The organism is Telluria sp. AZSoR62 (genome assembly GCF_058111565.1).
Window position 1 is genome coordinate 657,287 of record NZ_JBYTST010000001.1, and the last position, 16,658, is coordinate 673,944.

15 protein-coding genes are annotated in these 16,658 nt (G+C 66.1%); 7 read left to right on the forward strand and 8 right to left on the reverse strand.

Going from position 1 to position 16,658, the window contains the following annotated elements; translation table 11 throughout:
• Positions 1-25: 25 nt before the first annotated feature.
• A complete protein-coding gene (gene msrA / locus AC3XQU_RS02885) occupies positions 26-565 on the reverse strand; it encodes a peptide-methionine (S)-S-oxide reductase MsrA (RefSeq protein ID WP_489872614.1) in 540 nt (179 codons plus the stop codon).
• A 131-nt stretch (positions 566-696) separates the two neighbouring features.
• On the opposite strand from msrA, the gene AC3XQU_RS02890 reads away from it, so the two are divergent.
• The 5 genes from AC3XQU_RS02890 (at position 697) to AC3XQU_RS02910 (ending at position 6,817) form a co-directional block, all read left to right on the forward strand.
• Complete coding sequence (locus AC3XQU_RS02890; RefSeq protein ID WP_489872615.1) at positions 697-1,200, forward strand: flavin reductase family protein; 504 nt, start codon at positions 697-699, stop codon at positions 1,198-1,200.
• A gap of 120 nt (positions 1,201-1,320) precedes the next feature.
• Positions 1,321-2,157 (forward strand): SDR family NAD(P)-dependent oxidoreductase, encoded by an 837-nt coding sequence (locus AC3XQU_RS02895; RefSeq protein ID WP_489872616.1) that lies wholly within the window; start codon positions 1,321-1,323, stop codon positions 2,155-2,157.
• Between the two features lie 45 nt (positions 2,158-2,202).
• Positions 2,203-3,153, forward strand: a complete 951-nt coding sequence (locus AC3XQU_RS02900; RefSeq protein ID WP_489872617.1) for an AraC family transcriptional regulator — start codon at positions 2,203-2,205, stop codon at positions 3,151-3,153.
• A gap of 181 nt (positions 3,154-3,334) precedes the next feature.
• The gene (locus AC3XQU_RS02905) at positions 3,335-4,528 is read left to right on the forward strand and encodes an acyl-CoA dehydrogenase (protein ID WP_489872618.1); all 1,194 of its coding nucleotides are present in this window, start codon (positions 3,335-3,337) and stop codon (positions 4,526-4,528) included.
• A 312-nt stretch (positions 4,529-4,840) separates the two neighbouring features.
• The gene (locus tag AC3XQU_RS02910) at positions 4,841-6,817 is read left to right on the forward strand and encodes a putative bifunctional diguanylate cyclase/phosphodiesterase (protein WP_489872619.1); all 1,977 of its coding nucleotides are present in this window, start codon (positions 4,841-4,843) and stop codon (positions 6,815-6,817) included.
• Here the strand turns inward: AC3XQU_RS02910 and AC3XQU_RS02915 are convergent.
• Entirely contained in the window at positions 6,814-7,704 is an 891-nt protein-coding gene (locus tag AC3XQU_RS02915) for a cupin-like domain-containing protein (RefSeq protein WP_489872620.1), read from the reverse strand. The two genes, AC3XQU_RS02910 and AC3XQU_RS02915, sit on opposite strands and share 4 nt — an antisense overlap.
• Positions 7,705-7,803: 99 nt before the next feature.
• Here AC3XQU_RS02915 and AC3XQU_RS02920 point away from each other — a divergent pair, with 99 nt between their 5' ends.
• Together AC3XQU_RS02920 and AC3XQU_RS02925 are read left to right on the forward strand one after the other, a co-directional pair.
• Positions 7,804-8,478 carry a class I SAM-dependent methyltransferase gene (locus AC3XQU_RS02920; protein ID WP_489872621.1) on the forward strand — a complete coding sequence of 225 codons (675 nt, stop codon included), beginning with the start codon at positions 7,804-7,806 and terminating at the stop codon, positions 8,476-8,478.
• Between the two features lie 184 nt (positions 8,479-8,662).
• The gene (locus tag AC3XQU_RS02925) at positions 8,663-10,444 is read left to right on the forward strand and encodes a DUF4214 domain-containing protein (protein WP_489872622.1); all 1,782 of its coding nucleotides are present in this window, start codon (positions 8,663-8,665) and stop codon (positions 10,442-10,444) included.
• 101 nt (positions 10,445-10,545) lie between these two features.
• Here AC3XQU_RS02925 and AC3XQU_RS02930 read toward each other — a convergent pair whose 3' ends face one another.
• From AC3XQU_RS02930 to AC3XQU_RS02955, 6 genes are all read right to left on the reverse strand, one after another.
• Positions 10,546-11,229: an OmpW/AlkL family protein gene (locus AC3XQU_RS02930; RefSeq protein ID WP_489872623.1), complete on the reverse strand. Its 684-nt coding sequence runs from the start codon at positions 11,227-11,229 to the stop codon at positions 10,546-10,548.
• 60 nt (positions 11,230-11,289) lie between these two features.
• Positions 11,290-12,657: an SGNH/GDSL hydrolase family protein gene (locus AC3XQU_RS02935; RefSeq protein WP_489872624.1), complete on the reverse strand. Its 1,368-nt coding sequence runs from the start codon at positions 12,655-12,657 to the stop codon at positions 11,290-11,292.
• Positions 12,658-12,900: 243 nt separating this feature from the next.
• On the reverse strand, positions 12,901-13,941 hold the full coding sequence (locus AC3XQU_RS02940) for an L-threonylcarbamoyladenylate synthase (RefSeq protein WP_489872625.1): 1,041 nt from the start codon (positions 13,939-13,941) through the stop codon (positions 12,901-12,903).
• Positions 13,938-15,122, reverse strand: coding sequence for a 5-(carboxyamino)imidazole ribonucleotide synthase (locus AC3XQU_RS02945; RefSeq protein WP_489872626.1), 1,185 nt, complete (start codon positions 15,120-15,122; stop codon positions 13,938-13,940). The genes AC3XQU_RS02940 and AC3XQU_RS02945 overlap by 4 nt, the downstream gene beginning before the upstream one ends.
• A gap of 7 nt (positions 15,123-15,129) precedes the next feature.
• Positions 15,130-15,627 carry a 5-(carboxyamino)imidazole ribonucleotide mutase gene (gene purE / locus AC3XQU_RS02950; protein WP_489872627.1) on the reverse strand — a complete coding sequence of 166 codons (498 nt, stop codon included), beginning with the start codon at positions 15,625-15,627 and terminating at the stop codon, positions 15,130-15,132.
• A gap of 2 nt (positions 15,628-15,629) precedes the next feature.
• Positions 15,630-16,526, reverse strand: coding sequence for a phosphoribosylaminoimidazolesuccinocarboxamide synthase (locus AC3XQU_RS02955; protein ID WP_489872628.1), 897 nt, complete (start codon positions 16,524-16,526; stop codon positions 15,630-15,632).
• Between the last annotated feature and the right edge of the window lie 132 nt (positions 16,527-16,658).

A 16,658-nucleotide genomic window follows, 5' to 3' on the forward strand; every position in this document is an offset into this window, starting at 1 on the left:
ATGCCCGGCAGAGCGCACTCTCCTGTTACTTCAGCCGCTCCGTAAACGTCTTGCGGAATTTTGCGACTTTCGGCGCCACCACGAAGGCGCAATACCCCTGCAGCGGATGCTGCGCGAAATAATTCTGGTGATAATCCTCGGCCTTGTACCAGGTTTCCTGCGGCAGCAACTGGGTCACGATCGGCGCGTCCCACACCGAGGCCATCTCGGCCATCACCTTGCGCGCGGTCGCTTCCTGCTCGGGCGAGGTGGTGAAGATCACCGAGCGGTACTGCGGCCCCACGTCGTTGCCCTGGCGGTCCTGGGTGGTCGGGTCGTGGATGGTGAAGAACACTTCCAGGATGTCGCGGTAGGAAATCACGTTCGGGTCGAATTCCACCCGCACCACTTCGGCGTGGCCGGTGGTGGCCGCGCACACCTGCTCGTAGGTCGGGTTGACCACGTGGCCGCCCATGTAGCCCGATTCGACCCGGGTCACGCCGCGCGCTTCCAGGTACACCGCCTCCAGGCACCAGAAGCACCCGCCGCCCAGGATGGCCACTTCGGTTGCTGTTTGCTCGCTCATCGCACACCTTGTTTCGTCAGTTTCGATAGCACTTAATGTAACGCAAACCCGCTCCCTCTGCAGTGCGGCAGGGACCCGGGCTCGCCTTGGCGCGCGACAATGGCATAATGGCGCCATCCTTCAAGGTCCCCATGAATACACGTGCTCCCCACGCCGCATCGCGCGGTTTCGATTCGGCGCATTTCCGCCATGCGCTGTCGCAATTCGCCACCGGTGTCACCGTCATCACCACGCGTCTTGCCGACGGTACATTCCGCGGCCTGACCGCCAGTTCCTTCAACTCGGTCTCGCTCGAACCCCCGCTCGTGCTGTGGAGCCTGGGCGCGGGCGCGAACAGCCTGCCCATCTTCAGCGGCAATTCGCACTACGTGATCAACATCCTCGCCGCCGGACAAGAAGAACTGGCAATGCGCTTCTCGCGCCGCACCGACAATCCCTTCGAGGGCGTCGACTACGAACTGTCGCGCACCGGCCAGCCGATCCTGCAGGGCGTCTCGGCCTGGTTCGAATGCCACAACCGCAGCCGCTATCCCGAAGGCGACCACGTCATCTTCGTGGGTGAAGTCGAGCAATGCGCCGTCCATCCCCAGCCGGCCCTGCTGTTCCACGGCGGACGCTTCGGCAAGACCGGCTAGGCGCAAACCGACAGGATTACGCCAGCTCCCTGGAGTTTCAGGCAAGTCCGCGGGCAGCGCCCGCCCTACCATGCTCTCCATCTTAACGCCACGCACGTGGCATCACCTGGAGAGCACATCATGCGTAAAGTCTGGTTCATCACTGGCGCGGGCCGCGGTATCGGCGCCAACATTGCCCACGCTGCCCTGGCCGCCGGCGACCATGTCGTCGCGGCCGGCCGCAGCCTGGCCCAACTCAAGAACACCTTCGCCGGCATCGACCCAAACCAGGTCGCCCTGGTCGAACTCGACGTCGCCGACGAGGCCCAGGCGCCGCGGGCGGTGCAGGCGGCCGTCGCGCGCTTCGGCCGCATCGACGTGCTGGTGAACAATGCCGCCTATGGCCTGCTGGGCAATTTTGAAGAAATCTCGACGGGCGAGATCGCACGCCAGTTCGGCGTGAACGTCTACGGCGTCATGCACGTGCTGCGGGCGGTGCTGCCCGTGATGCGCGGCCAGCGCGCGGGGCACATCATCAATATCAGCTCGATCGCCGGCGTCACCGGCTTCGACGGCGCCTCCGTCTACTGCGCCACCAAGTACGCGATCGAAGGCCTGTCCGCCTCGCTGGCGCTGGAGGTGGCCAAGTTCGGCATCCGGGTCACGGTGGTCGAGCCGGGGTTCTTCCGCACCGAATTCCTCGACCAGAACTCGGTGCGCTACGGCGACAAGCTGATCGACGATTACGCGGCCCATGGCTCGGTCGAAGCGGCCTACGGCGCCTACAAGGGCAAGCAGCTGGGCGACCCGGTGAAGCTGGCAGCCGCCGTGCTGCAACTGGCCGGCATGGCCGAGCCGCCGCGCCAGTTCCTGGCGGGGAGCGATGCGCTGGCCATGGCCTCGGCCGCCATCGACGCCAGGCTGGCCGAGCTCGGCGCCCTGTCCAGCCTGTCGCGCTCGACCGACCACCCGGCCTGAGGCGGAAACGCGGAGCCAGGCAATGTTGTATCCTGCCAGCAGACCATGAACAGTCCTGCCCCCTCCCCTGTCCCGGCCGGCGCGCCGGGCGGCCCGCTGGCGCGCCTGGCCGCGCTGCTGGCCGCCCATGCGCCGCACGATGGCTCGTTTGCGACCTGCATCCCGGGCGTGCATGCGGTGCGCACCTCGACCGCAAGCGCCGAGCTGGTCCATGGCCTGCACCGGCCGGCCCTGTGCCTCGTCGCGCAGGGCGCCAAGACCGTGATGCTCGGCGGCGAGTCCTACGACTACGATCCTTCGCGCATGCTGATCTTCTCGCTCGACCTGCCGATCGCGGCCATGATCAGGCAAGCCAGCGTGGCCGCGCCCTACCTGTCGTTCCGGCTCGATTTCGACCAGGAGCGGCTGGCCGATCTGATCCTCAAAGCCTGGCCCGAGGGCGTGCCGCCGGTGCGCGACGGCCGCGCCGTGTATGTCGCCCAGGCCGGGGACGCGATCGTCGACGCCGCGGCGCGCCTGCTGGCGCTGGCCTCGGCGCCGGACGATGCCGCGCTGCTGGCGCCGCTGGCCATCGACGAAATCATGCTGCGGCTGCTGCGCGGCCCGTTCGGCGCCCGCCTGGCGCAACTGGGCCGGGTCGAGACGCGTCGCATCGGCAAGGTCGTCGCATGGATCCGCGCCCACTACGACCAGCCGATCCGCATCGACGACATGGCCGGGTTCGCCCACATGAGCCCGTCGTCGCTGCACGGGCAGTTCAAGTCGCTCACCTCGATGAGTCCCTTGCAATTCCAGAAAACCCTGCGCCTGCAGGAAGCGCGGCGGCTGATGCTGTCCACCGGCATGGACGCGAACCTGGCCTGCCAGCGGGTCGGCTATGTCAGCGCTTCGCAATTCAGCCGCGAGTACGCCCGTCATTTCGGCAACACGCCGACGCGGGACATGTCGCGCCTGCGCGATGCCGGGCTGGGCGAAACGGTATCGTTCAGCCAGTAGGCGGTCGCCAGCCCCGGGCTGCGCGCCCCGCACGACGCGTGCCGAGCAAAAATGAAAATCGTTGTCGCCATTTCAAAAGATGCGGCGGCGCGTCATTCCTATAATGGCCAATGATGGTGGGCCCGGGCCGGTGGCCGGGCGCGCGTCTTTCTACCAAGAACTTACCGAGACAGGATGATCCATGAACCGTTCCGATTCGCCCCGCAAAGCCGCCTTCCATTGGGATGACCCGCTGCTGCTGAACAGCCAGCTGACCGATGAAGAGCGCATGGTGCGCGACGCCGCCGCTGCCTATTGCCAGGACAAGCTCAAGCCGCGCATCCTCGAGGCCTTCCGCCACGAACGCATGGACACCTCGATCTTCCGCGAAATGGGCGAACTCGGCCTGCTGGGCCCGACCATTCCGGAGCAGTACGGCGGCCCGGGCATGAACTATGTCGCCTATGGCCTGATCGCGCGCGAAGTCGAGCGCGTCGACTCGGGCTACCGCTCGATGATGAGCGTGCAGTCCTCGCTGGTCATGGTCCCGATCTTTGAGTTCGGCAATGAAGCGACCAAGCAGAAATACCTGCCGAAGCTGGCCACCGGCGAATGGATCGGCTGTTTTGGTTTGACCGAGCCGAATCACGGTTCCGACCCGGGCTCGATGGTTACCCGCGCCCGCAAGGTGGACGGCGGCTACAGCCTGACCGGCTCCAAGATGTGGATCACCAATTCGCCGGTCGCCGACGTGTTCGTGGTCTGGGCCAAGGACGACGAGGGCGCAATCCGCGGCTTCGTGCTCGACAAGGGCATGCAGGGCCTCTCCGCCCCGGCCATCCACGGCAAGTTCGGCCTGCGCGCCTCGATCACCGGCGAAATCGTGATGGACAACGTGTTCTGCCCTGAAGAAAACGCCTTCCCGGACGTGCGCGGCCTGAAAGGCCCGTTCACCTGCCTGAACTCGGCCCGCTACGGCATTGCCTGGGGCGCGCTGGGCGCGGCCGAAGACTGCTGGCATACCGCGCGCCAGTATGTGCTCGACCGCCACCAGTTCGGCAAGCCGCTGGCCGCCAACCAGCTGGTGCAAAAGAAACTGGCCGACATGCAGACCGAGGTCACCCTCGGCCTGCAGGGCTGCCTGCGCCTGGGCCGCATGAAGGACGAAGGCACGGCCGCGGTCGAGATCACCTCGATCATGAAACGCAATTCCTGCGGCAAGTCGCTGGACATCGCCCGCGTTGCCCGTGACATGCTTGGCGGCAATGGTATTTCGGATGAATTCGGCATCGTGCGCCACATGGTCAACCTCGAAGTGGTCAACACCTACGAAGGCACCCACGACATCCACGCACTGATCCTGGGCCGTGCCCAGACTGGTATTGCCGCATTCTGATTCCCGTTTTGTGATGCAATGCGCCGCCAGCAACAGCTGGTGGCGCTGCCACGTCTGGTCATTCTGATTTTATTACAACAAGTTATTTACGGATTTCAATCGAGCGCTGTCAATACTGCTCTTATTTGCGGTACGATAGTTACCAGTTGCGCATAACTAGACGTTTCAACGACCACTTCGCGAGGCCCGATGAGCGCTCTCGATGGACCGCATTCGCACGCCATGGAAGACGCCCCTGCGTTATCCCTTGAGCTGCTGCTCCGCAATCTACCAGGTGCGGCTTACCGTTGCCTGAACGATAGTGACTGGACGATGGAATTCGTCAGCGATGGCATCGAACGGCTCACCGGTTACCCTGCAGCTGCGTTTATGGCCCGACCCGGGCTTTCCTATGCCAACATTATCGTTCCCGAAGATCGCCATGGCGTGGAACGCGGGATCGCACTCGCCATACAGGATGGGGGCGAATTCCAGCTGACCTATCGCATCCGCTGCGCTAACGGCGATTTGAAGTGGGTGTGCGAACAGGGGTCAGCTGTGCGGCGGCAGCGGGGTTACGTGCTGGAAGGCTTGTTGTTCGACTTCACCCGGCTGCATAACGCCAACATGCTGGTGCACGAACAGGCTTCTTACCTCCAGCGCGCGCGCGACGCCATCGTTGCCATGGACATGAATTCGCGCATCTCCTATTGGAACAGCGGCGCCGAGCGGCTGTACGGCTGGAGCGCTTGCGAGGCACGCGGCAGGAAGTTCAACGAGCTGCTGTGCGAGAACCTGCCGGCCTACCATGCCGCCTACGAGACAACGCTTGCAACGGGCGAATGGTCGGGCGAATTGTCCCACATGCGGCGCGACGGCGTGTGCATCGAGACCGACACCCGCTGGACCCTGCTCTGCCCCGACGAGACCATCCGCGCGCCGCAGAAGATCCTGGTGATCAGCACCGACATCAGCGAACGCAAGCACAACGAAGCGAAGATCTACCGCCTCGCCTTCTTCGACGCGCTGACCGACCTGCCCAACCGCGCCAGCCTGCTCGACCACCTGCGCCGCGCCCTGCTGGGCAGCGCGCGCACGCGCAAGTGCGGCGCCTTGATGTTCTGCGACCTCGACAACTTCAAATACCTCAACGATTCGCAGGGCCACGCCGCCGGCGACATGCTGCTGCAGGCGGTGGCGCGGCGCCTGGAGCATTGCGTGCGCGAAGCCGACATGGTGGCGCGCTTGGGCGGCGACGAATTCGTGATCCTGATCCAGCCGGTCGAAGACACGCGCGAAGGCGCGGCGGCCCAGGCCGAAACGGTGGCGGCCAAGGTGGTGGCCGCGATGGCCGCGCCTTTCCAGCTGGCCGAGATGATGTATTCGGTATCGGTCAGCGTGGGCGTGGCGACCATGTGCGGCACGGTGGACACGGTCGAATCCACGCTGCGCCAGGCCGACGCCGCGATGTACCAGGCCAAGGCCTGCGGGCGCAATACCTACCGCTTCCACGACCCGGCGGTGCAGGCCGCGTGGTCGGCGCGGGCGGAACTGGAGAGCGGCATGCGGCGCGCGCTGCGCGACAACGAATTCGTGCTGCACTACCAGCCGCAACTAGACCGCAGCAGCCGCGTGATCGGCGCCGAGGCATTGCTGCGCTGGCGCCTGCCGGACGGCCGCCTGCTGTATCCGGCGGAGTTCATCCACGCCGCCGAGGAAAGCGGCATGATCATCGAGATCGGCCGCTGGGTGCTGCGCACCGCCTGCGCCGAACTGGCGCGCTGGCAGCGCTATCCCGACACCGCCGGGCTGACCCTGTCGGTGAACGTCAGCGCCGGCCAGTTCACCGAACCGGACTTCGTGCCCATGCTCAGCGAGATCTTCGAGCAGACCGGCGTGCAGCCCTCCAGCCTCAAACTGGAGCTGACCGAAAGCCTGGTGGTGAGCGACTTCACCCAGACCGCGCACACGATGGGCATGCTCAAGCAGCGCGGCATCAGCTTTTCGCTGGACGACTTCGGCACCGGCTACTCGTCGCTGGCCTACCTGCGCAAGCTGCCGCTGGACCAGCTCAAGATCGACCAGTCCTTCATGCGCGACGTGCTCACCGACCAGAACGACGCCTCGATCGTACGCTCGATCATCGCGCTGGGCGACAGCCTCGGGCTACAGGTGATCGCCGAAGGGGTGGAGACGCCCGGGCAGCGCCAGTTCCTGTCGGACGCCGGCTGCTTCATCTACCAGGGCTTCCTGTACCAGCACGCGATCAGCGCCGAGCATTTCACGCAGTACGCGCGCACCGTGCACTAGCGCCCTGCCAGCGCCAGCGGCAAGCCACGCGCCCAGCGGTTCGAGGACAGCGAAAACTCGAGCGCCCGCACCTGGTGGTACCAGCCGGCCGGCACGTAGAGCATCTCGCCGGGACGCACGATGCAGTCGACCAGCGCCGCCTGGCGCGCCAGCGGAAAGCGCTCGTAATCCGGCGCTTCCGGGTCGACCGGTGAACCGAACAGGATGGCATTGGCTTCGCTCGGGTACAAAAAGGCGTCGTGGTGCGGCGGCGCCAGGAAGATGCGCTTGCTGCCCCAGATCTGCGCGAAGATGTTGTCGTCGTAGTCGCAGTGCAGCGGGGTCATGGTGCGCTCGGGGCCGAGCCAGAAGCGCGGCGGTCCCATCTTGTCGAAGTAGGCAGGCCAGTGGCACATGCGGTTCAATTCGCGCAGTTCCAGGTTGCCGACATAGGGCGGAAGCGCGTCGGTGCCCGGCGCCAGGTCGAGGTATTCGCCTAGCGACATGTCTTGCATCGCGCGGTCGGGGTGGAAGGCGGTGTTGATGTAGTCGCCCACGCGGGCCCGCACCCGCAGGTGGCTGTAGCGCTCGCGCAGGTCGGCGGGCGTCAGCGCCAGCAACGGCCAGCGATCGACGACGCCGGTCATGATGAAAGGCAGTCCCTGCATGGCGCGCGCGCGGAACGCCGCCGCGTCCAGCCGTTTCACGCGCGGGATCTCCTGCAGGGCCGGCAGGCTGCTTGCCGCCTGCTTGATGGCTTCGCGCATGGCGTCGATCGAGGCGACGCCGCGCACCTGCGCATCCTTCTGTTCGCGCGCGGCCTTCCTGGCGGCGGCTTCTTCGGGCGTGGCCGGTGCGGCGGCCGGCAGCGGCGGAAGGCGCGGCGCGGGACGTGTTTCTCTTACCATGGGTGCTGTACTTTCTGCGATGCGCTCTGTCAGGCGAGAGTATAGTCGCGATGGCAGCCAGACCGAATACCCCTTCCACCCGCAACGCGAAAGGCCTCCATGTCCAGCCAACTCGATACCAGCATCATCGACTCCTGGTCCCGCAATACCGATCCCTGGGTGGCCGCCGTGCGCAACGGCGACATCGAGACCCGGGTCCTGGTCACCAACGGGGCCATCGTCGACACGGTGCGGGCCCATGCGCCGCAAACGGCCGTCGACCTGGGCTGCGGCGAAGGCTGGCTGGTGCGCGCCCTGCCGGAAGTGGCCATGGTCGGCGTCGATGCCATCGGCGGGCTGGTCGAGGCGGCGCGCGCCATGGACGCCGGCGGCGATTACCGCTGCCTGAGCTATGAAGACATCGCCGCCGGCAAGCTGGTGCTGGAAGCCGATCTCGCCGTGTGCAATTTTTCGTTGATCGGCAACGAAGCGGTCGACGGCCTGTTCGGGGCGGCGCCCAGCTTCCTGCGCCCGGGCGGAATGATGGTGGTGCAGACCGTGCATCCGGTCATGGCCTGCGGCGACGCGCCTTATGTCGATGGCTGGCGCACGGGCAGCTGGGCGGGGTTCAGCAGCGACTTCCAGGATGCCCCGCCCTGGTATTTCCGCACCCTGTCGAGCTGGATCGCACTGTTCGAACGCCACGGCCTGCGTGTGCGCGCACTGCGCGAGCCCATCCATCCAGGCACCGGGAAGCCGGTGTCCCTGATCCTTGCCGGAGAGCTGCTCGCGTGAATCCGGATGCGATTCACCAGCACACAGGCGCCTGACATTGTGAGATTTACACTTCGTTACATTTAACTTTCCCAAAAATGTTGTTCGATTGAGTTTTGCTGTGTGGAAATAGTTTCTTTGTGGATATAATCGGCCAGACATGTTGCCGGCTACCGGCTAAGCTTTTTCTGGACAGGACAACCACATGGCAAGCACCACCAACTCGACCGTCAATTCGTTTTATCTCGCGTTCTATGGCCGTCCAGCAGACCCGGCCGGTATGAAATACTGGGCTGAGCAATTGACCAAGGCTAATGGCAACATCGACGCCATCAAGAGTGCCTTTGCTACCTCCGAAGAAGCCCAGGTCCGTTTCGGCAGCGATACCGCGGCCGAACGCATCACCGAGATCTACCAGCAACTGTTCAACCGCGCCCCGGAGCCGGCAGGCCTGGCCTACTGGGTCGATGCCGTGGCCAAGGGCCATGCCACCCTGGCGGACGTCGCCATCACGGTGCTGGGCAGCTCCCAGGGCGCCGACAGCACCCTGTCCACGATGCGCCAGCAGGCCGCCGACAGTTTCACCGCCCAGGTCGAGGCGTCGGGCAGCGCCTATTCCGGTAACGCAGCGGTCGAAGCGGCGCGCGTGCTGGTGCGCGCCGTCACCCTCAATACCAAGAAAGTCGATATCGACGCACTGGTGAAGTCGACCGCGGCCCTGGCCGAGGTCGCCACCAAGACCCCCGAGGCAGTGGCCGCCCTGGGCACCGGCAGCGAACTGCTGGGCCTGTTCGATACGAAGCAGGGCGGCGCCGATCCGGTGAGCCTGGTCGATACCCTGGTGGAAACCGCCCGTTCGGCGGCCGCCAACCCGAGCATCGTCGCCACCCTGATGCGCGGCGGCGGCATGCCCGGGCTGCTCAAGCAGCTGCCGGAAGGCGTCACCATCAAGGACCTGAAGGACCAGATCGGCAAGGGCGGCATGAAGGCCGCGCTCGAATCCCTGTTCGGCGACAAGCCGGGCAATGGCCCTAATCCAACGCAGCCAGGCACGCCCTCAAGCCTGACGCTGGAATTCCACCTCACCGAAGGCAATGGCTCGGTGATCCTGGACAGCAGCGCCGCCGACATCACCGGCCTGGGTAACGCGGCCGGCCTGGTCGTGCAGGACATCAGCACCGCCACGCCGAAAGCCGTGACCGGCTTCACCATCGACGGCGACGAACTCGCCTTCGCTGCGCCCTTGGCAGCGGGCCTGTACCAGGCGAGCTGGAAAGCAGACACCTTCACCACCGCGACCGGCCATGCGGCAGCGGGCTCGCTGGCATTCGCAGGTGGACGCGACGGGCTGTTCAACCAGGAAGGTTTCACTGTCGCCAAAGTCTCGACGATTTCGGCCAATGCGCTGCGCGCCGCGACCGAGAACGTCAACGAAGCATTCGTTGCCGGCGGCACCGCGACCCTGCGCATCGCCACCGGCGGCGGCCACGACGTGGTGGTCGACCAGGGCGCGAAGGTGGCGATCGTGGTCGACACCATCGACGGCGCATCGTCCGACCTGGTGCTGGGCTTCGACACCGGCAACGACACCGTGTCGCTGGAAGGCAAGGCAGCGACCGCCATCGACGACAATGCCGACGGCAAGATCCAGTGGGCCAGCGCCGGCGCGGCACTCGAGGCCACGGCCGAAGCCGTCTCGGTCACGGTCGCTACTGCCGTCACCATGGGCAGCACGGCCGCGGTCACCCAGACCCTGCTGGCCCTGAACACCGCGCTCGACTTCAGCAAGCTCGCCCTCAACGACGAGCTGCTGATCCTGGCCGAAGGCGCTACCGGCACCGGCGCCGCGCTGTTCCAGTATGTAAACAAGGACGGCAACGGCAAGATCGACGCCGCCGAACTGACCGAGATCGCCATGTTCGCCGGCGGTGCGCCGGAGCAGGTCGATATCGTGCTGGTCGGCGCAGCGCCGGTGACGACGCCGTAACCAGGATCGCGTCGCCCCCGAGCCCCCTGCCCTGGCAGGGGGCTTTTTTTGGGACGAAAAAAAGCCCGCACGCGGCGGGCCTTCGATCGAGCGAAACGCCCTTAGAACTTGTAGCCGACTGCCAGCATGACCGCCACAGGATCGAGCTCCATGTGCTGCTTCTGGCCGGTCGAGAAATGCACGTCGGTGCGCAGGCGGCCCTTGTTGACGTTGACGTCGGCGAACCACTTGTCGCTGAAGTTCATCGTCACGCCGGCCTGCAGGGTGTAGGTGAACTTGTTGTCGATGCTGAAGGTGGTCGGCACGCCGCGGCCCGGGTTGGTGATCGCCGTCATCCTGGCCGAACCACGCTCTTTCATGAAGTAGGCGTAGGTGGCGCCGATGCCCACGAAGGGACGGAAGGTCGCGGTCGGTGCGAAGAAGCGGTATTGCGCGAACAGGGTCGGCGGCAGCACTTCGACCGAACCCAGTTGGCCGGTGCCGGCAATCGCACCGGCGCCATAGATCTTGTGCTTGTATGGCGTGCCCAGGCAGGTTTCGAGCGAGATATTGTCGGTCAGGCCGTAGGCGATGCTCAGCACCGGCTGTATGTCGCTGCCGACATCGGCCTTGGTGCCCGGCAAGGCCGGCGCGCTGATGTCGCCGCTCTTGACCTTCGGGGTGATCTGGTTGAGGCCGAGCTTGGCGGTGAACTGGCCGGCCGACTGGGCCGATGCGGTCGAGGCGCAGGCCAGCGCGGCAGCCACTGCCAGCGCTTTCACGACGCTATTGAATTGGTTTGTCATTCTTGTTTTCTCCTGGTTCCGATGGTGAGGCCCGCCCTTACCGGGCGGGCCCGCGCAGTCTTACAGCCAGCCCTTGACGGCCATTTCCTTGAGGACGAAACGCGCCACCAGGTTGTTTTCGAACGGCGTCGGGTGGATGTCGTCGGCGAACATGTAGTGGCTGACGTCGCCCGCCACGGTATTGGCGTTCGTGCAGATCAGGGAAGTGGTGCCCAGTGCGTTCGGACCGCAGGCCGGGGTCGTGGTGTTGGTCAGGCCGTAGATCGCCGGATTCTTCACCTGGTCGTTGCTGATGGTGTAGAGGTCGACGTACAGGATGCGGTCGTCGGTGCCCAGGCCGGACTTGAGCTGGGTGTTGAAGGCGTTGACCATGGCGGCGATCAGCGCCTGGATGTCGGCGGTCCTCGACTTGGCGGCCGGGGTGCTGGCCACGTCCGGCAGGTTGGCCACCACCACATACCTGGCGCCCTTGCCCACGACTTCGTTCTTCACCAGTGCAGCCATCTGCGCGCCGGCGGCGCCCAGTTCGGCGACCATCTTCGGACCGTTGGCGGCGGCATAGTCGTTGCCGGCCTTGGTGCCGGCGGCGGTTGCGTCGGCCTGGGCCTTGGCGACCATCGGGCCGTAGACGGCCGGCTGCGCCACGGCGGCGTTGCCCGGCTGGGTCGCGGCAGCCGTCACGGCAGCCTGGACCACGCTCTGGTCGGTCTTGCCGGGACGGGCGTTCTCGGTGGCGATGGCCACGCCGATCGCCTGGGCGGCGCTTTGCGGATTGGTCGCGCCGGCAGCCAGCTGCATGGTCAGCGAGGTGGCGAAGGCCTGGGCGCCGGCCGCATTGCCGGCAGCCGTGGCGGCGGCAGACAGGGTCGCCAGCTGCATCAGCACGTCGTTACCGCCCGACAGCAGGGTGACCAGTTCGGTGCCGCTGAACTTGTTGCCGTTGCGGGACAGGTGGTTGGCGACCTGGGTCACCAGCGGTACGGTGGTCTCGCCGATCGGGGAACCGGTGGCCGGATTGCCCGGGCCGACCGGGTTGGTCACGCGCGAGCCGCCCTGGGCGTAGTTGAAGCAGGTGAGGTTCTGGACCACAGGGACCGAGAAGCCCTGGGCTGCGTTGCCGATCAGGCCGGTCTGAGCCGCGCAAGGCGCAGGCAGTTTCAGTTCCGCAGCCAGGTAGTCGACCCAGATCTTGCCGGTCAGTTCAGGATTCTTGGAAGTGCCGTCGCCGTTGATGGTGAACTTGCCGCCACCGGCGGCCTTGACCGCGCCCACGGCGTAGGTGCCCACGTCCGACAGGCTGTCGCCGAACGACACCTGCTGGGAGAACGTGATTTTCTGGGTCTGTTCGCCGCCGCTTGGACTGGTTCCGCCGCAAGCAGCCAGTACGGCCGCCGTCAACAGTGCAAGCGCGAGTTTGGTTTGACGCATTGTGTCTCCTGATAGGGAAGTTTTTATTGAAACGAACGGCCGTACTTTTCTTATGATCAATAATATGCCAGCGTTCAATTTCGAAGTATAGAAATTGTTGCCTGTTTGTCAGTTCCTAACGACAAAATGGCAAACGCGGGGGAGCCGATTATAGCCCCGGCAAGATGCTGGAAAGAAGTGGTTTTTTGAGCAGGTGATGTGGCAGAACGCCCGTACCGACAGGCGTTCTACCCGATCAGCATGTCAGGCGGGCGACGTGCCGGGAGCAGCCTGGTTCAGCAGTCCATGCACGATGCCGGTCGAGCCATGGGCGGCGCGGCGCAGGCGGTCATTGACCCCGTGCCAGTCCCCGCCTTGCGGCGGCGCCTCGACCAGGATCACGTCGGCGCCATGGCCGTCCATCGCGCGCAGCGCGGCGTAGAGCGCATGGGCGAAGCCGTCGGGCGTGGCCGGCAGGCGCAGCGCGGTGTGCGTGCCCGGCATGTCCGAGTAATGGATCAGCGCGACCTTGCGCCCTGCCCCGTCCAGCTGCGCCAGGGTCCGGCGCAGCGTGGCGCTGTCCTGCATCGCCACCGGCGTGTGCGGCGCGTAATGCGATTCCAGCGTGCCGGACGCGCGCGGCGCTGCGGCATCCGGTGCACCAGGCACGCGGTCGATGACGGCGGCAATCGCCTCGGCGCTGATGTGGCCCGGACGCAGCAATACCGGGCCGTGCGTGGCCAGGCGCGACAAGTCGACGATGGTCGACTCGATGCCCACTTGCGAGGCGCCGCCATCGAGCACCATGGCAACCGAGCCCTCTGCGCCGAATTCGTCGCGCACGTGCTGGGCCAGGGTCGGGCTCACGGCCCCGAACTTGTTGGCCGAAGGCGCCGCCACCCCGCCGCGGCCGCCCTTGAAGGCGCGCAACAGCGCGATCGCCACCGGGTGCGAAGGGCAGCGCAGGCCGACCGTGTCCTGGCCGCCGCTGACGGCCGCCGGGATGTTCGGGGCGCGCCTGAGGATCATCGTCAGCGGGCCGGGCCAGAAAGCCTCTGCCAGCGCATGCGCTTCCCTGGGGATGTCGGTGGCCCAGTACTCGAGCGGCGCATCCGGCGCCAGGTGCACGATGACGGGGTGGTCTTGCGGGCGGCCCTTGGCGGCATAGATGGCGGCGACCGCTTGCGGGTTCTCGGCATCGGCGCCCAGGCCATACACGGTCTCGGTCGGGAAGGCGACGAGTTCGCCCTGCTCCAGCGCGCGCGCAGCAAGCGCGATGGCGGCGTGGTCGACGGCGTCCATCATTCGGCGATGCCCAGGATGGCGCAGGCCTCGCGCAGGCTGGCCTGGGCCGCCTCCAGCGTGGGCGCCACGAACGTCACGTGGCCCATCTTGCGCGCCCGGCGCGGGTCGTCCTTGCCGTACAAATGCAGGTTGGCGCCCGGCAGCGCCAGCACGCGGTCCCAGGCCGGCTCGCGCGGCGAGTCGCTGCCTTCGTCGAACCAGACGTCGCCCAGGATGTTGAGCATGACGCTTGGGGAATGCTGGCGCACGTCGCCCAGCGGCAGGCGCGCCATCGCGCGCACCTGCTGCGCGAACTGGCTGGTGATGCAGGCGTCCATCGTGTAGTGGCCGCTGTTGTGCGGACGCGGCGCCATCTCGTTGACCACCAGGCTGCCGTCTTCCAGCACGAAGAACTCGATGCACAGCACGCCCACATAGCCCAGCTGGCCGACGATGGCGCGTGCGGCGTCCTGCGCCTGCTGCGCGCAGGCCGCGGACACGTTCGGTCCCGGCACGGTGGTGGTGAACAGGATGCCGTCGCGGTGCACGTTCTCGGCGATCGGGTAGACCACCGAGGCCCCGTCCGCGCCGCGCGCGGTGAGCACCGAGACTTCGTAGGCCAGCGGCAGCATTTTCTCCAGCAGGCAGGTCACCCCGTTCATGGCGTCGAAGGCGGCGCGCACGTCCTCGCGCGAGCGCACCCGCACCTGGCCCTTGCCGTCGTAACCCATGCGCACGGTCTTCAAAATCCCCGGCAGCAGCTCGTCCTCGATGGCGTCGATGTCGGCATGGGAAGCGATGGTCTTGTGCGGCGCCGGCATCACGCCGGAAGCCGGCGCGCAATCGACAAAGAAGCGTTTTTCCGCAATGCGGTCCTGGGCAATCGACACGCAGGCGGCATTGGGCGCAACAAAAGCGCGTTCGCCCAGCCAGGCCATGCTGTCGGCCGGGACGTTCTCGAATTCGGTGGTGATGGCCACGCATTGCGCGGCCAGTTCGCCCAGGGCGCCCGCATCGGTGTAGGCGCCGGCAATCAATCGTTCGGCGACCTGCCCGGCCGGGCAATCCTGGCCCGGTTCGAGCACGGCGACCTTGAAGCCCATGCCTTGCGCGGCGTGGGCGAACATGCGGCCAAGCTGGCCGCCGCCCATCACGCCGAGCCAGGCCGACGGTTGGGCGCTTGGGAGAAACGGTTTACTCATGTGGCATTCAAACGGGAAGTACCATGGCCTGGGCGGCCGCGGTCTGCTCGAGGCGGAAGGCCAGCAGTGCCTGGGCCAGCGCCTCGTCGCCGGCCGCCAGCATGGCCACCGCGGTCAGGGCCGCATTGGCCGCGCCGGCTTCGCCGATGGCGAAGGTCGCGACCGGCACGCCCTTGGGCATCTGCACGATCGACAGCAGCGAATCCTCGCCGCGCAGGTATTTCGACGGCACCGGCACGCCCAGCACCGGCACAATGGTCTTGGCGGCCACCATGCCCGGCAGGTGGGCGGCGCCCCCTGCCCCGGCGATGATCGCGCGCAGGCCGCGCGCACGCGCGGTGTCGGCATACGTGAACATCTCGTCCGGCATGCGGTGCGCCGAGATCACCTGCGCTTCGAACGGCACCTTGAACTGCTTGAGGATGGCGACGGCATGCTGCATCACGTCCCAGTCCGAGGACGAACCCATGATGACGCCCACTACAGGTTTTGCTTGCTCGGTCATCGTCAAGCCTTCAGCTTGTCGCCGGTGAGGCGCTCGATGGCTTCGAAATACTTGGCCTGGGTCTTGTCGATGACGTCCTGCGGCAGCGATGGCGCCGGCGCGGTCTTGTTCCAGCCGGTGAGCGTCTCGAGGTAGTCGCGCACGAACTGCTTGTCGAACGATGGCGGCGACATGCCGGGCGCGTACGAGTCCGCCGGCCAGAAGCGCGACGAATCGGCGGTCAGCACTTCGTCCATCAGGTGCATGACGCCGTTGTCGTCCAGGCCGAATTCGAACTTGGTGTCGGCGATGATGATGCCGCGGGTGGCTGCGTATTCCGCGGCAGCGGTGTAGAGCTGGATGCTCACGTCGCGCATCTTCGCGGCCAGTTCCTTGCCGATGCGGTTTTCCATCTCCTCGAACGAGATGTTCTCGTCGTGCTCGCCCAGGTCGGCCTTGGCCGCCGGGGTGAAGATCGGCTCCGGCAGCTTGTCGGCCTGGCGCAGGCCGCTTGGCAGCTGGATGCCGCAGATCGCGCCGCTGGCCTGGTAATCCTTCCAGCCCGAACCGATGATGTAGCCGCGCACGACGGCTTCGACCATGATCGGCTTGAGGCGCTTGGCCACGACCGCGCGGCCGCGCACCTGCTCCACTTCTTCCGGCGCCACCACGCTCTCCGGCGCCACGCCGGTCAGGTGGTTCGGCACGATGTGGCCGAGCTTCCCGAACCAGAAGTCGCTCATCTGGTTCAGCACCATGCCCTTGCCGGGGATCGGCTCGTTCATGACCACGTCGAAGGCCGACAGGCGGTCGGTGGTGACGATCAGGATCTTGTCGTCGCCGACGGCATAGTTGTCGCGTACCTTGCCGTGACCGAGCAATGGCAGGGACTGGATGGAGGATTGGTAGAGGCTGTTCATAGATGGGATATCAGGGAAACGGAACCGGTGGGTGCCACCGGTCGAGTGGGGCAGGCCGGGGGTGGCCTGTGCCAATGCGTGATTTTACGTCAATTCGCACGGCGCCGCCCCGGCATGGGCCGGGACGGCCTG